This is a genomic window from Gordonia sp. AC31, from assembly GCF_031844505.1.
Classification (GTDB): domain Bacteria; phylum Actinomycetota; class Actinomycetes; order Mycobacteriales; family Mycobacteriaceae; genus Gordonia; species Gordonia hongkongensis.
Genome location: NZ_JAUZVK010000004.1, coordinates 197,491 through 211,295, shown reverse-complemented (window position 1 = coordinate 211,295; position 13,805 = coordinate 197,491). Strand labels below are relative to the sequence as shown.

Below are 13,805 nucleotides of genomic sequence, written 5' to 3'. Positions count from 1 at the left end.
CTACTGCTCCCGGCCGTGGTACTGGGCGACAGCCCGTTTCATCATCGAGCGGGCGCGGGTGCGGTCGCCGGCGTAGTCGTAGGCACGGGCGATGCGGTAGGTGTTGCGCCAGTCGCTCGGGTCGGCCTCCCACTCGGCCTTCACCTGGGCGAAGAGCTCGTCGGCCGCGTCGCGCTCCATTCGGCCCGATGCGCGGTGCGGCAGGTTCGAGATGTCGAGTTCACGTCCCTCGTCGGCCATGATGGCGGCTAGTTTCTGGTGCTCGAGGCCCGCCCGCAGCGTCGCGTAGACCAGCCACGCCCCGATCAGCGGCAGCGCGATCACGCCCAGACCGAGACCGATCCCGGCGGCCGACCCGGAGGCGATCAGCTGGAAGCCACGCCATCCGAGCAGGACGAAGTACACGATGAGCGCCAAGACGAGAAATGCGATCATCCAGACGATCGGACGGGAGTCCTTCTTCCGCGGGCCGAGTCGGGGTGCGCCGCCCTCGGTGTCGTCGTCGTGAGCTGGCTCGTTCGGCGGGCCGGAGGAGGTCATCGTCAGAGGTCCATCAGTTCTTCGAGCCCGATCGTGAGTCCCGGACGGCCGGCGATGCTGCGCACGCCCAGGAGCACTCCGGGGGCGAACGACGCCCGGTCGAGGGAGTCGTGCCGGATGGTGAGCGTCTCGCCTTCGGTGCCGAGCAGCACCTCCTGATGTGCCACGAGTCCCGCGAGGCGCACCGAGTGGACACGTACGTCGTCGACGACCGCGCCGCGGGCGCCGTCGAGTTCCTCGGTCGTGGCATCGGGACTGCGTCCGACACCGGCCTCGGCCCGCGCGCGCCCGATCAGCTCTGCCGTCCGATAGGCGGTTCCCGACGGCGCGTCGGCCTTGTGCGGGTGATGCAACTCGATGACCTCGACCGAGTCGTAGTACTTGGCGGCCTGGGAGGCGAAACGCATGGACAGCACTGCGCCGATCGCGAAGTTGGGTGCGATGAGGACGCCGACACCGGGGTTCTCCGACAACCAGCCGCGGACGGTGTCGAGGCGTTCCTCGGTGAATCCGGTGGTCCCGACGACGGCGTGAATTCCGTTGGCGATGAGGAACTTCAGGTTGTCCATGACCACATCGGGATGGGTGAAGTCGACGACGACCTGGGTCTCGGTGTCGGTGAAGAACTCGAGTGAGTCACCTTTGTCGACGCCCACGGTGTAGGTGAGGTCGTCGGCATTCTCGACCGCCGCGACGATCGCCTGCCCGACCTTGCCCTGGCTGCCCAGGACGCCCACCTTGATACCGCTCATGTCCACCTCTTCGTGTCGTGTCCTGCCGGCCGAGTCGCTGCCGGGCCAGTCTAGTGGCGTCTCTCCTCAGAAGATCGGGGCACCGCCGCGGCGGTGTTCGAACACCAGCGACGTGGTGGTTCCGGCGACCTCCGGCCGGCCGTTGAGTCGTTCGACGAACTGGCGCAGAGCCTCGGTGTCGGCGGCGGCGACATGCAGCAGGTAGTCGTCGGTGCCGGCGAGGAAGAACACGTCGATCACCTCGTCGTGGGTGGCGATCTCGCCGACGAAGCGCCGGATCTGACCGCGCGCGTCGGACTGCAGACTGACGGCGACCATGGCACGCAGCGGGCGCCCCAGCGCCGCCGGGTCGACGTCGGCGAAGAAGCCGCGGATGATGCCGAGGTCGACGAGCCGACGCAGGCGGCCGTGGCAGGTCGACGCGGCGATGCCGACACGCTGCGCCAGTTCGCTGTTCGGCATCCGCGCATCGGACTGCAGCAGGCGGAGCAGCTCCCGGTCCGTCGCGTCGAGTTCACCGGCCCGAACATCCTTCGGTGTGGTGGCCATCGCGCCCTCCGTCCTCACACGATCGTCGGCAGACCGAGCTGCACGAGAATATTCTTCCGCACGATTGTGTCATGGCCGATGTTCCTTCACGCTGAAAACCAGTTCATCGAGGAACGTTCAGGAGACCACAACCCGACGGAGTCATCATGCGCATCGGCATCCCCACCGAGATCAAGAATCACGAATACCGCGTGGCCATCACCCCCGCCGGCGTCGCCGAACTCCACCAGTGCGGCCACGACGTGATCGTCCAGGCCGGCGCGGGCGAGGGATCTGCCATTGCCGACAACGACTTCAAGGCCGCCGGTGCACAGATCCTGGGAACCGCCGCCGCGGTCTGGGAGCAGGCCGAACTACTGCTGAAGGTCAAGGAACCGATCGCCTCGGAGTTCGCGCTGATGCGTCGGGATCAGACGCTGTTCACCTACCTGCACCTGGCCGCCGGCAGGGCCTGCACCGACGCGTTGCTGGCGTCGGGCATCACCTCCATCGCCTACGAGATGGTCCGGACCGCCGACGGCGCGCTCCCGTTGCTGGCCCCGATGAGCGAGGTCGCCGGACGCCTCGCACCGCAGGTGGGTGCCTATCACCTGATGCGTTCGGCGGGCGGTCGGGGCGTACTCATGGGCGGCGTGCCGGGAACCGAGCCCGCCGACGTGGTCGTTCTCGGCGGTGGCGTCAGCGGCGTGAACGCGGCGCAGATCGCGCTCGGCATGGGCGCCCAGGTCACCGTCTTCGACATCGACATCGCCAAACTCCGATCGATCGACGCCCGCTTCGGCGGCCGCGTCCACACCCGGTACAGCACGGCCCTGGCAGTCGAGGAGGCGGTCCTCGGCGCCGACCTGGTGATCGGGGCCGTCCTCGTGCCGGGCGCCAAGGCACCGGTCCTCGTCTCGAACAGCACGGTCGCCCAGATGAAGCCGGGCGCGGTGCTCGTCGACGTCGCGATCGACCAGGGCGGCTGCTTCGAGGACTCTCGACCCACCACCCACGACGACCCGACCTTCGCCGTCCACGACACCGTCTTCTACTGCGTCGCGAACATGCCCGGCAACGTCGCGCGCACGTCAACGCAGGCGCTCACCGGTGCGACCCTCCCCTACGTCCTCCGGCTGGCCGAATCGGGACCGGAGCAGGCGTGCGCAGCCGACCCGGCACTCGCCTCGGGACTGAGCACCCGGCACGGTCAACTGTTCACCGCCGAGGTCGGTGCTGCACTCGACCTGGACGTGTCGCCGAACCCCTTCGCGCACAACTGATCAGAACGTCAGCGTGGTGGTTCCCCGGCGGCGGCCCCGCCAACCGTAGCGGCGCTCGGTCATCGATCCGTGGCCGTCGTACCCAACGCGCAGCAGGGTCGATGCCCGGGTGCCGTACCCGGGGATGTTGATGAACATCGGCGACAACGCCGCCTCGGCCTGTGGCCCGACGCCGGTGTCGGGCAGACGCGCCGGGTCCGGCCGATCCTGGTCGGCCAGCATGGCGAAGTAGGACTCGTCCGGAGACCCAGCCGACCCGCCACCGTCTGCCTCGACCAGCCCACTCAACGCCGCCACACCGTCGACGACCTTCGGCCAGTCGTTGTCCAGGGCCCCGTTCGAGAGACCGTGCACGCCGTCGGCGACCCGCTCGGCGCGTGGCTCCGGCCAGTTGGTCATCCACCACAGCTCGTCCCGATCGGTGACGAGCAGATTCACCGGATCGTACGCGGCCGCGTCGTCGAGGACCCGGTGGGCGTACACCTTCGGGTCGTCGTCGCCGATCAGATAGTTCACGGGAAGTTGTCCGCGCGAACGGATTCCGGCCCGTCGAGCCGGACCGACACGGACGTTGCTGACCATGGCCACCCGGTCGGGGATCTCGGCCGAGACAGCCATCCACGTACCGCCGGCGACGGCGTCGCGACCGCCGAGGATCGGCAGGTCGTCCCAGTGCGACAGCGCGAAGGTGCGGCGACGGTGTTGCTCGTCCCGATTGGCGGCCACGATCAGCCGCTGAGTGGGGTGTGCGTTCCACGCACAAAGGATCAGGCACATCGGGTTTCAGGTCACCTGCTCGGGTCCGGGAAGAAGTCGGCTCATGGTCGACATGCGGCGCTGCACTCCGGCGATCTCGCGCACCGCCTGCCCGAGCAGGCTGCGGTCCAGCGGGGACAACTGCCTGACATCGAACCGATCGCCGGGCGGATCACCGTTGTCGAACTGTGCGACCTGATATCGCAGCCGAACACGCTGCAGCACATCGAAGACCTCGATGAGCGTCGACGCCTGATCGGTCGGCAGCATCTCGCTGCCGGACGCCGCGCGCAGACGGCCACGGGTGTCGACGTCGGTCGAACCCACACTGACCGCGGCCCACCGCGCGATGTTGACGAGCGGTGTCACCGCATGCCCCTTGATGTCGACGATGTTGCCCCGACCGGTCCACACATCCCGCCGGGACCGCAACCGGGCACGCATCGAAAGGGTTTCGGCCAGCAGCAGATTCATCGTCCGGGGGTCACGCCGCAACCCGGCGATCATCGCGACCGCGGGCGTCGCCGACACCGCGTCGCGCCCACGGACCGGCCGGCCGTCGAGCATCAGCGATGTGAAGATCATGCCCTTGCCGGCGAGCGGATCATCGATCCACGCACGCGCCGCCGTCTGCCACTGCGTGTGGGTCCGCGCGAACAGCGGCTTCGACGCGACGGCGCCGTTGTCGTCGACCCGCAGTCCGGCGTTCCGCACCACCTCGTCGACCTCACCGAAGGCTGCCCGATAGCGTTCGATCTCGCCGCCGGCCGAATCGTCGAAGGAGACAGCCGAATCCACGTCCGAGCTCAGCACCGGCTCCCGACGGGCGTTGCTGCCCAGCGACAACCAGATGAACGCTGCGGGATCGAGTTCGGGGTGTGCGGTCAGGACGACATCGAGCGCGCGACCGACGACCGCGTCGACGATCATGGAAGCCGCGCGCGAGATCTCGTACGGCGGTCGGTCCCGGCGAACCTGATCGGCCACGAACTGCGGCAGCCTGCGCGCGTGCCCCTGCAGCTCCTCGACGTCGATCGAACGTCGGATCTGTTCGCGCAGCGGGATGCCCGCACCGACGGGGTCGGCGACGAAATCCCCCGCCCCGACGACACCCAGGACTTCTCCATCGGCGTCGCAGACCGGGACGATCGCGAGCTCGCGGTCGACGAGCTCGGTCAGGACGTCCATCGCCGATGCGTCGGCCCCGACGACGAAGGCCGGCGTCGTCACGATCTCACCCACGGGAGTGTCGACCCTGCGCCCGGCGGCGACCACCTCGGCCCGGATGTCGGAGTCGGTGAGCACGCCGTACCGGCGGCCCGACAGCGGGATCACGACATAGTCCTGGCCGCGCTCGGTCATCAGTGCGGCCGCCTGACGGACGGTCATGTCGACCCTGCCGATCACCGGTTCGGTGCGGAGTAGTTCCGCGACCGTGCTCGCCGCAGAGATCCCGCCGGCGTCCCGACGCCGCGCCACCGTCAGCTGCGGCTTCTCCTCACCGGCCATGTCTGCAGAGTCTAGGCGGGCCGGAGGTCTTCGAAGACCGTCGGCCGGTCGAATGATTCGGAGTCCGGCCGGCACACCGCGGGGCCCGGGTTCGGCTCGAAGGGAGCAGACACCCTCTCGGAGCAAAGGACCCCCGATGATCAAGCCTCACGTCGCCGCCGCGACCACCCTGCTGGCCGCTCTGGCCGTGGCAATGGGCACGACCGCCCCCGCAGCCGCCATCACGCCCGAGTACGCCGACACACTCACCGCCGGCCAGGGCATCCTGATCGGCGACGGCCTGTGTTCCATCGGCTTCTTCGGGACCAACGCCGACGGTGATCGTCTCGCCGTCACGGCCGGGCACTGCGCCGAGGGCGTCGGCGACGAGGTCACCACCACCGACGGCGAGACGATCGGTGAGGTCGTGGACTGGCAGGACGACGGCGGCACCCCCGACGGGTCGATCACGCTCGCCGATCCCCGCGGTTTCACCGTCATCGCGATCGAGGACGACTGGGAGGTGGACCCCGTGTTCGCGACGGCGGCCGACCCCGAGGTCGGCGAACCGGTCGCCAAGACCGGCGAACGCACCGGGACGACCGTCGGCACCGTGACCGCCCTGCTGCATCAGGACGCCGCGCCCGAGCATCGTCTCGTCAACGCCGAACTCGTCGTCCTCGGCGGGGATTCGGGTTCACCGTGGTACCAGGAGACCCGTGGCGGACGGTATGTCCTCGTCGGGATCTCCTCGAGCGGCAACTTCGGCACGCAGAACCCCGACCAGGCGATCTCGACGGCCCAGACCATCGAAGGCCTCTACGAGCAGATCGCCGGATCCGGGTCGGCCTGGACCGACGGCTTCGAGATCAGCTTCGACACGGCCGACCGATCCTGACGCCGGCTTCCAGACGACACCGGGGCCCGCCGTCCGCAATGGACGGCGGGCCCCGGTGGGTCGTACTCAGATCAGGCGTCGGCCTTCACCGCGTCATCCTTGACCGCGTCGGGGGCGGGTGCGTCGGCCTTGTCGGCGTCGTCGTCGACCGGGACGAGGCTGATCTTGCCGCGCTCGTCGATGTCGGCGATCTCGACGCGGAGCTTGGAGCCCACGTTGACCACGTCCTCGACCTTGTTGATGCGCTTGCCCTTGCCGAGCTTCGAGATGTGCACGAGGCCGTCGCGACCCGGGAGCAGCGACACGAAGGCGCCGAACGCGGTGGTCTTGACGACGGTGCCCAGGAAGCGCTCCCCGACCTTGGGCAGCTGCGGGTTGGCGATCGCGTTGATGCGGTCGATCGCCGCCTGCGCGGACGGGCCGTCGGCCGCGCCGACGAACACGGTGCCGTCGTCCTCGATGGAGACGTTGGCGCCGGTCTCCTCGGTGATGCCGTTGATCGTCTTGCCCTTCGGGCCGATCAGCTCGCCGATCTTGTCCATCGGGATCTTGATGGTGGTGATCCGCGGCGCGAACGGGCTCATCTCGTCGGGCTCGTCGATGGCCTCGGCCATGACGTCGAGGATGGTCAGTCGGGCGTCCTTGGCCTGGCTGAGCGCACCCGCGAGCACCTGCGACGGGATGCCGTCGAGCTTGGTGTCGAGCTGCAGGGCGGTCACGAAGTCCTTGGTGCCCGCGACCTTGAAGTCCATGTCGCCGAAGGCATCCTCGGCGCCGAGGATGTCGGTCAGTGCGACATAACGGGTTTCGCCGTCGACGGTGTCGGAGACGAGGCCCATGGCGATACCGGCGACCGGGGCGCGCAGCGGCACACCGGCATTCAGCAGCGACATGGTCGACGCACAGACCGAGCCCATCGAGGTCGAACCGTTGGAGCTCAGTGCCTCGGACACCTGGCGGATCGCGTACGGGAAGTCCTCGACGCTCGGCAGCACCGGCATGAGGGCACGCTCGGCGAGCGCACCGTGGCCGATCTCGCGACGCTTGGGCGATCCGACGCGACCGGTCTCGCCGGTCGAGTACGGCGGGAAGTTGTAGTGGTGCATGTACCGCTTGGACGTCTCGGGTCCGAGCGAGTCGATCTGCTGCGCCATCTTGACCATGTCGAGGGTGGTGACACCCATGATCTGGGTCTCGCCGCGCTCGAACAGCGCACTGCCGTGGGCGCGCGGGATGATCGCGACCTCGGCCGAGAGGGCACGGATGTCGGTGATTCCGCGGCCGTCGATGCGGAAGTGGTCGGTGAGGATGCGCTGCCGGACGAGCTTCTTGGTCAGCGACCGGTAGGCCCCGCCGATCTCCTTCTCGCGGCCCGCGAACTGCTCGCCGAGCTGCTCGAGGACGTCTGCCTTGAGCTCGTCGGTCTTGTCGTCGCGCTCCTGCTTGCCGGCGATGGTCAGGATCTCCGACAGGCGATCGGTGGCGGCGGCCGCCACCGCGTCGTAGGCATCCGACTGGTATGCCGGGTACAGCGGGAACTCGGCGGTCTCCTTGGCCGCGGCGGCGGCCAGGGACTTCTGCGCCTCGCAGAGGCGGGCGATGAACGGCTTGGCGGCTTCGAGGCCCTCGGCGACGATCGCCTCGGTCGGTGCCTGCGCGCCGCCGGCGATGAGGTCGATGACGTTGTCGGTGGCCTCGGCCTCGACCATCATGATCGCGACGTCGGCGCTGTCACCGGAGCCGGCGACGATGCGGCCCGCGACGACCATGTCGAACACGGCGCCCTCGAGCTGCTCGACGGTCGGGAACGCGACCCACTGGCCGGCCTTGTTCTCCTCGGTCGGGATGAGCGCGACGCGCACGCCGCCGACCGGACCGGAGAACGGGAGACCCGCGAGCTGGGTGGAGGCGGACGCGGCGTTGATCGCGACGACGTCGTAGAGGTCGTTCGGGTTCAGCGAGAGGACGGTCACGACGACCTGGATCTCGTTGCGGAGACCGTCGACGAACGACGGACGCAGCGGACGGTCGATGAGACGGCAGGTCAGGATCGCGTCGGTCGAGGGGCGGCCCTCGCGACGGAAGAACGATCCGGGGATGCGGCCGGCGGCGTACATCCGTTCCTCGACGTCCACGGTCAGCGGGAAGAAGTCGAAGTGCTCCTTCGGGTGCTTCGACGCCGCGGTGGTCGAGAGCAGCATGTTCTCGTCGTCGAGGTAGGCGGTCACCGAACCGGCGGCCTGCAGCGCGAGGCGTCCGGTCTCGAACCGGATCGTGCGGGTGCCGAAGCTCCCGTTGTCGATGACGGCGGTCGCCTCGGTGATCGCGTCGTCGTAGTCGTCGGCGAAGTCTTCGGTGGTGTTCACATCTGTCATGTGGGGTGGAATCCCTTCGTAGCGGCTGCCGGTGGCGGCCGTCTGACGCGGCCACGAGAAGGTGGCCGCTTGTGCGGTTGGGGGTGGCCTTCGCGGAGGTGCGCAGCACGAACTCACGTGTGACGTCGAGCGGGCTCGCACAGGAGCGCACGCGCGGATCGGACCTACCCAGAACGCGCCGAGAATGTGCGGCAGCACGGTGAATGGCGCAGCGTGTCTGCGCCGGCTGAGTGCTCAGACGGCCTTCGATCGAAGCGGCCGGAATCCTGCGCGCCCGAGGGTTGCCCGGGCGAGGGTTCCGGCGGCCACTACCGAGGACCGATCTGGCTGGTCGTTCCGCACTGCCTCGAGTTCCGGCACGATCCGTCTGTCAGCGTATCACCGCCGACTGTCGATACCTCAATACGACAACCCCCGATACGACAAACCGGCCGCCCCCGTTTCGGGGGCGGCCGGTGGAAGTCGGGAGATCAGCGACGCAGGCCGAGACGCTCGATGAGCGAACGGTAGCGGTTGATGTCGACCTTGGCGACGTACTTCAGCAGACGACGGCGACGGCCGACCAGCAGCAGCAGACCGCGGCGGCTGTGGTGATCGTGCTTGTGCTGCTTCAGGTGCTCGGTGAGGTCGGTGATGCGCTTGGTCAGCATCGCGACCTGGGCCTCGGGCGAGCCGGTGTCGGTCTCGTGCAGACCGTACTCGGCGAGGATTTCCTTCTTCTGCTCGACAGTCAAAGCCATGGAGATACTCCTGTTTCTCAGTACCGCGTCCGAAACAACCACGGTGCGCCACCGCGGACTGCAGCAACACCGACTGATCAGGCTACCGCCCGGGTGGCACCCGGCCCAAATCCACCGGGCTCAGCCCTCGGCCGCCGCCAGGATCTCGCGCGTCTTCGTCACGTCGTCGCCCATGGCGGTGATCAGGTCGTCGACCCCGTCGAACTGTTCCATCCCGCGGATGCGGTGCACGAAGTCGACGGCGACGTGCTGCCCGTAGAGGTCGGCGCTCTTGTCCAGGACGAACGCCTCGACCGTTCGGGTGCGGCCGGAGAAGGTGGGGTTGGTGCCGACCGACACCGCGGCCTGGTAGCGCTCCCCCGGTTCGACCTCGCCGACGACCGGACCCGCGCCCAGGATCGTGAACCAGGCGGCGTAGACGCCGTCGGCGGGGATGGCGGCGTACATCGGCGGGGCCACGTTGGCCGTCGGGTATCCGAGGTCGCGGCCACGGCCGTCGCCGCGCACCACCACTCCCTCGACCCGATGCGGACGGCCGAGCGCCTCGGTCGCGCGGTCGACGTCACCGGCCGCGACACACGAGCGGATGTAGGTCGACGAGAAGGTCACCGCATGTTCACCGAACAGCGAGACCGATTCCACCGAGAAGCCGAACTTCCCACCGAGTTCGGCGAGCTTGGCCACGTCGCCGGCCGCCTTGCGTCCGAACGTGAAGTTGTCGCCGACGACCACGACGGCCGCGTGCAACGTCTCCACGAGGATGTCGTGGGCGAAGTCCTTGGGCGACCGGGCGGCGAGTTCGGGTGTGAACGGCATGACGCAGAAGACGTCGATGCCGAGCTCCTCGGCCAGCTCGGCGCGTCGTGTCAGCGTCGTCAGTTGCGGCGGATGGGATCCCGGGCGGACCACCTCGGACGGGTGCGGGTCGAACGTCATCAGCACCGCCGGGACGCCGTGCTCCTTCGCCGCCTTCGTGGCGGCGTTGATGAGCTCCGCATGTCCCCGGTGAACACCGTCGAAGACACCTATGGTGACCACGCACCGTCCCCAGTCCGCGGGGATGTCGTCCAGACCTCGCCAACGCAACACGCGACCAGACTACGGGCACCCGGTGTTCCAAACCACCACCGCCACTCGCGTTTGCGGTGGGGTTAAGCTCTTGGTCATGCCTCGGGGAACGGATCGTCCGGTGACAGAACTGTCACAGGTGACCCAGGACTATCTGAAAGTGATCTGGACCAGCCAGGAGTGGGAAGACGTCAAGGTCACCACCAAGCTGCTGGCTCAATCCCTCGGCGTGTCCGCATCGACCGCGTCGGAGGCGATCCGCAAACTCGCCGACCAGGGCTTCGTCTCGCACGAACCGTACGGCGCGGTCACCCTCACCGCCGCGGGCCGGTCCGCGGCAGTCCTGATGGTGCGCCGCCACCGGCTGATCGAGACCTTCCTGGTGCGCGAGCTGGGCTACCGCTGGGATGAGGTCCACGACGAGGCGGAGATCCTCGAACATGCGGTGTCCGACCGGTTGATGGCCCGGCTCGATGCGAAACTCGGCTTCCCCGACCGGGATCCGCACGGCGACCCGATTCCCGCACTCGACGGCTCGATCCCCGCACCGGACGCGGCGCTCCTGGCCGACCTGGAGGTCGGGGCGTCGGGCGCCATCGCCCGGATCTCCGACACCGATCCCGAGATGCTGCGCTACTTCGACCAGGTGGGCGTCGCCCTCGACTGTGTGGTGACCGTCGCCGAGAAGCGCCCGTTCGCGGGCACGATCTCGGTGTCGCTCGACGACGGCGATCCCATCGACCTCGGCGACATCGCCGCACGCGCCATCTTCGTCGTCCCGCGCGGCTGACCCGTTTCTTCGGCAGGGCGCGTCAGCGCAGGGTCGCCGGCCGCACCACCATCACCGAACTCGCGCGGCGTCCCTTTTCCTGGATCAGCGCGATCGCCTGTTCCCGCGGATCGACGACGACATAGATCTCCTTGCGGCCGATCGGCTCCAGCCATCGACCCTGACTGATCGACTCGGCCTCGTCGTCGTCGATGTCGCGGCGCGGGAACGAGATCTTGACCGCCTCGTCGATGTCGAGGCTGACGCGGGGCTCGTCGCGGACGTCGTCGAGTGTTCGCGCGTGGTCGAGGGTGAACGGGCCGACCGCCGTCCGCCGGAGTTCGGTCAGGTGCCCGCCGACCCCGAGCGCGGCGCCGAGATCGCGCGCCAGTGACCGGATGTACGTGCCCGACGAACAGTCAACGGCCACATCGAGATCGACGCACGCCGCGTCGCGCCGGGCGTCGAGCAGCTCGAAGCGGGACACGGTGACCGGGCGCGGCGCGAGGTCGAAGTCGGCTCCCGTCCGCACCAGTGCGTGCGCTCGCCGGCCGTCGACCTTGATGGCGCTGACCTTCGCCGGGACCTGCTGGATGTCACCGGTGAGATCGGCCATGGCCGCGGTGATGTCGGCGTCGAGGACCCCGGATGCGTCTGCCGTGCCGAGGATCTCGCCTTCGCGGTCGTCGGTCGTGGTGGACGCGCCGAGTCGGATCGTCGCCGTGTACGACTTCGTCGTCAGCGACAGCAGTCCGAGAAGCTTTGTGGCCCGCTCGATCCCGACGACCAGGACCCCGGTGGCCATCGGGTCGAGGGTGCCGGCGTGCCCGACGCGGCGGGTGTTGAAGATCTTCCGGCATCGTGAGACGACGTCGTGGCTGGTCATCCCGGCCGGCTTGTCGACGACGAGCAGGCCGGCGTTCTCGATGGTTGCGTCGGCCACGTCAGGTCAGCGCGATCGTGGTGGTGATGATGCCGCGCTCGACCAGCCAGCGTCCGGAGAACTCCAGCAGTGGCGGCCCACCGTCGGCGGCGGCCGGGTCGATGAGGATGCGGGAGGTGAACGTCCCCGACGTCGGGGTGGACTGTTCGAAGGTGATGTGGGCGTCCTCGAAACCCAACCAGCGCTTGGCGACCGGGAACCAGGCCTTGTAGGTGGCCTCCTTGGCGCAGAACAGCAGCCGGTCCCAGTGCAGGTCGCCCGACCGGGTCGCGAGCACCTCGCGCTCGGCGGGCAGGCTGGTGTGCTCGAGCACACCATCGGGCAGGCGGTCGTGCGGCTCGGCATCGATGCCGAGGGAACGCACCGACATCGCGTAGGCGACCGTTGCGGCGCGGTAACCGTCGCAGTGGGTGAGGCTGCCCACGATCCCGGCCGGCCACACGGGTGCCCCCTTGTCCCCCTTGAGGATCGGGACGGGTTCGTAGCCCAGCTCCCCCAACGCCTGCCGGGCGCAGTGCCGAACGGTGGTGAACTCGCGACGACGCTTCTCCACCGCGCGCGAGATCAGGCTCTGCTCGGCCGGCAGCAGGACGAGATTCGGTGGATCGGCGAACGCCTCCGCCGAGGCGACGCCGGCCGGCAGGAGTTGTTCGATCATCGGTTGTCCTCTCGCGCTTGCCGTTCCGCTTGCCGCTCGGCCTGTCGTGTTCGTCGTTCCGCCTGCCGCTGCTCGACCCGCTGCCGGAACTCGGCGGCCCGCTCGGCGTAGTCGGGCGGCAGATCGAACCGGACGCCGTGCTCGGGCAGATCAGAGGCGCCGAGCCCGTCTCCGGGAACGATGTTGCGCATCAGGGGGTTCGGGAGTCCCCGGCGCTTCCACTCCCGCGGGTAGCCGACCGACACCTCCTCGAACCGGATGCCGTCGTACCAGGTGGTCCGAGGGATGTGCAGGTGTCCGTACACGCAGCACGCCGCGTTGAACTCGGTGTGCCAGTCGGCGGTCAGCTCGCTGCCGCACCACAGCGCGAACTCCGGGTAGATGAGCGCGTCACACGGTTCGCGGCGCAGCGGCCAGTGGTTGATGAGGACCGTCTTCTCGGTGGGGTCGATGGCCTGCAGCCGACGCCGGGTGATCTCGATCCGCGCCCGGCCCCAGGCGTCCCGGGTCGGGAACGGCTCGGGCGACAGCAGGAACTCGTCGGTGGCCACCACATTGCGTTCCCGGGCGAGCGCGAGCGCGGTCAGTTTGTTGGCCGTGCCCTCCGGGCGGAAGGTGTAGTCGTACAGCAGGAACATCGGGACCACGCGGACGGGATCGGAGCCATCGCCCGGATCGAACAGCGGGTAGATGTCCTCCGGGGTCACCACGCCGATGTCGCGGCAGGCCTGGACGAGGTAGTCGTACCGCGCGACGCCGAACACCTGCAGCGGGTCCTTCGCCGTCGTGTACAGCTCATGGTTGCCCGGCACCCACACGACGGTGGCGAACCGAGCCCGCAGACGACGCAGGGTGTCGACGATGTCGTCGGTGCGTTCGGCGACGTCACCGGCGACGATGAGCCAGTCGTCCGGCGACGTCGGCCGGATGCTGTCGATGATGTGCTCGTTGCCCCGATGCGCGATGTGCAGATCGCTGATCGCCCACAGAGTAGCCACGAGGATCCA

General features: G+C 68.7%; 14 protein-coding genes. 3 read left to right on the top strand and 11 right to left on the bottom strand.

What is annotated here, in order from left to right:
* The 3 genes from Q9R39_RS06920 to Q9R39_RS06910 all read right to left on the bottom strand — a co-directional run bounded on the left by Q9R39_RS06920 (window position 1) and on the right by Q9R39_RS06910 (window position 1,841).
* The gene (locus Q9R39_RS06920; RefSeq protein WP_311277237.1) at window positions 1-540 is read right to left on the bottom strand and encodes a hypothetical protein; all 540 of its coding nucleotides are present in this window, start codon (window positions 538-540) and stop codon (window positions 1-3) included.
* A gap of 2 nt (window positions 541-542) precedes the next feature.
* Window positions 543-1,292: a 4-hydroxy-tetrahydrodipicolinate reductase gene (dapB, locus tag Q9R39_RS06915; RefSeq protein WP_078112443.1), complete on the bottom strand. Its 750-nt coding sequence runs from the start codon at window positions 1,290-1,292 to the stop codon at window positions 543-545.
* A 66-nt stretch (window positions 1,293-1,358) separates the two neighbouring features.
* The gene (locus Q9R39_RS06910) at window positions 1,359-1,841 is read right to left on the bottom strand and encodes an Lrp/AsnC family transcriptional regulator (protein ID WP_058250145.1); all 483 of its coding nucleotides are present in this window, start codon (window positions 1,839-1,841) and stop codon (window positions 1,359-1,361) included.
* Window positions 1,842-1,987: 146 nt separating this feature from the next.
* Between Q9R39_RS06910 and ald the strand changes: the two genes are divergently transcribed.
* The gene (gene ald / locus Q9R39_RS06905) at window positions 1,988-3,103 is read left to right on the top strand and encodes an alanine dehydrogenase (protein WP_311277236.1); all 1,116 of its coding nucleotides are present in this window, start codon (window positions 1,988-1,990) and stop codon (window positions 3,101-3,103) included.
* On the opposite strand, the gene Q9R39_RS06900 is transcribed toward ald, so the two are convergent.
* Together Q9R39_RS06900 and Q9R39_RS06895 are read right to left on the bottom strand one after the other, a co-directional pair.
* On the bottom strand, window positions 3,104-3,880 hold the full coding sequence (locus Q9R39_RS06900; RefSeq protein WP_311277235.1) for an NRDE family protein: 777 nt from the start codon (window positions 3,878-3,880) through the stop codon (window positions 3,104-3,106). It abuts the gene before it with no gap.
* A gap of 6 nt (window positions 3,881-3,886) precedes the next feature.
* Window positions 3,887-5,368 carry a putative nucleotidyltransferase substrate binding domain-containing protein gene (locus Q9R39_RS06895; protein WP_311277234.1) on the bottom strand — a complete coding sequence of 494 codons (1,482 nt, stop codon included), beginning with the start codon at window positions 5,366-5,368 and terminating at the stop codon, window positions 3,887-3,889.
* Between the two features lie 136 nt (window positions 5,369-5,504).
* Between Q9R39_RS06895 and Q9R39_RS06890 the strand changes: the two genes are divergently transcribed.
* Window positions 5,505-6,245 (top strand): hypothetical protein, encoded by a 741-nt coding sequence (locus Q9R39_RS06890; protein WP_311277233.1) that lies wholly within the window; start codon window positions 5,505-5,507, stop codon window positions 6,243-6,245.
* 71 nt (window positions 6,246-6,316) lie between these two features.
* Here the strand turns inward: Q9R39_RS06890 and Q9R39_RS06885 are convergent, their stop codons facing one another.
* From Q9R39_RS06885 to Q9R39_RS06875, 3 genes are all read right to left on the bottom strand, one after another.
* The gene (locus tag Q9R39_RS06885) at window positions 6,317-8,620 is read right to left on the bottom strand and encodes a polyribonucleotide nucleotidyltransferase (protein WP_058250140.1); all 2,304 of its coding nucleotides are present in this window, start codon (window positions 8,618-8,620) and stop codon (window positions 6,317-6,319) included.
* Window positions 8,621-9,090: 470 nt separating this feature from the next.
* On the bottom strand, window positions 9,091-9,360 hold the full coding sequence (gene rpsO / locus Q9R39_RS06880) for a 30S ribosomal protein S15 (protein ID WP_004021887.1): 270 nt from the start codon (window positions 9,358-9,360) through the stop codon (window positions 9,091-9,093).
* 120 nt (window positions 9,361-9,480) lie between these two features.
* Entirely contained in the window at window positions 9,481-10,449 is a 969-nt protein-coding gene (locus Q9R39_RS06875; RefSeq protein WP_311277232.1) for a bifunctional riboflavin kinase/FAD synthetase, read from the bottom strand.
* 100 nt (window positions 10,450-10,549) lie between these two features.
* Here Q9R39_RS06875 and Q9R39_RS06870 point away from each other — a divergent pair, with 100 nt between their 5' ends.
* Complete coding sequence (locus tag Q9R39_RS06870) at window positions 10,550-11,218, top strand: metal-dependent transcriptional regulator (RefSeq protein WP_078112279.1); 669 nt, start codon at window positions 10,550-10,552, stop codon at window positions 11,216-11,218.
* A gap of 22 nt (window positions 11,219-11,240) precedes the next feature.
* Here Q9R39_RS06870 and truB read toward each other — a convergent pair whose 3' ends face one another.
* The 3 genes from truB to Q9R39_RS06855 are packed head-to-tail and all read right to left on the bottom strand — an operon-like array spanning window position 11,241 to window position 13,796.
* The gene (gene truB, locus Q9R39_RS06865) at window positions 11,241-12,140 is read right to left on the bottom strand and encodes a tRNA pseudouridine(55) synthase TruB (protein ID WP_311277231.1); all 900 of its coding nucleotides are present in this window, start codon (window positions 12,138-12,140) and stop codon (window positions 11,241-11,243) included.
* Between the two features lies 1 nt (window position 12,141).
* Window positions 12,142-12,798: a 4'-phosphopantetheinyl transferase gene (locus Q9R39_RS06860; RefSeq protein ID WP_311277230.1), complete on the bottom strand. Its 657-nt coding sequence runs from the start codon at window positions 12,796-12,798 to the stop codon at window positions 12,142-12,144.
* Window positions 12,795-13,796, bottom strand: coding sequence for a metallophosphoesterase (locus Q9R39_RS06855; protein WP_311277229.1), 1,002 nt, complete (start codon window positions 13,794-13,796; stop codon window positions 12,795-12,797). The genes Q9R39_RS06860 and Q9R39_RS06855 overlap by 4 nt, the downstream gene beginning before the upstream one ends.
* Window positions 13,797-13,805 lie beyond the last annotated feature (9 nt).

Coding starts and splice junctions, on each gene's coding strand:
- Q9R39_RS06920 (WP_311277237.1), bottom strand. CDS start 540: ATGACCTCCTCCGGCCCGCCGAACGAGCCAGCTCACGACGACGACACC.
- dapB (WP_078112443.1), bottom strand. CDS start 1,292: ATGAGCGGTATCAAGGTGGGCGTCCTGGGCAGCCAGGGCAAGGTCGGG.
- Q9R39_RS06910 (WP_058250145.1), bottom strand. CDS start 1,841: ATGGCCACCACACCGAAGGATGTTCGGGCCGGTGAACTCGACGCGACG.
- ald (WP_311277236.1), top strand. CDS start 1,988: ATGCGCATCGGCATCCCCACCGAGATCAAGAATCACGAATACCGCGTG.
- Q9R39_RS06900 (WP_311277235.1), bottom strand. CDS start 3,880: ATGTGCCTGATCCTTTGTGCGTGGAACGCACACCCCACTCAGCGGCTG.
- Q9R39_RS06895 (WP_311277234.1), bottom strand. CDS start 5,368: ATGGCCGGTGAGGAGAAGCCGCAGCTGACGGTGGCGCGGCGTCGGGAC.
- Q9R39_RS06890 (WP_311277233.1), top strand. CDS start 5,505: ATGATCAAGCCTCACGTCGCCGCCGCGACCACCCTGCTGGCCGCTCTG.
- Q9R39_RS06885 (WP_058250140.1), bottom strand. CDS start 8,620: ATGACAGATGTGAACACCACCGAAGACTTCGCCGACGACTACGACGAC.
- rpsO (WP_004021887.1), bottom strand. CDS start 9,360: ATGGCTTTGACTGTCGAGCAGAAGAAGGAAATCCTCGCCGAGTACGGT.
- Q9R39_RS06860 (WP_311277230.1), bottom strand. CDS start 12,798: ATGATCGAACAACTCCTGCCGGCCGGCGTCGCCTCGGCGGAGGCGTTC.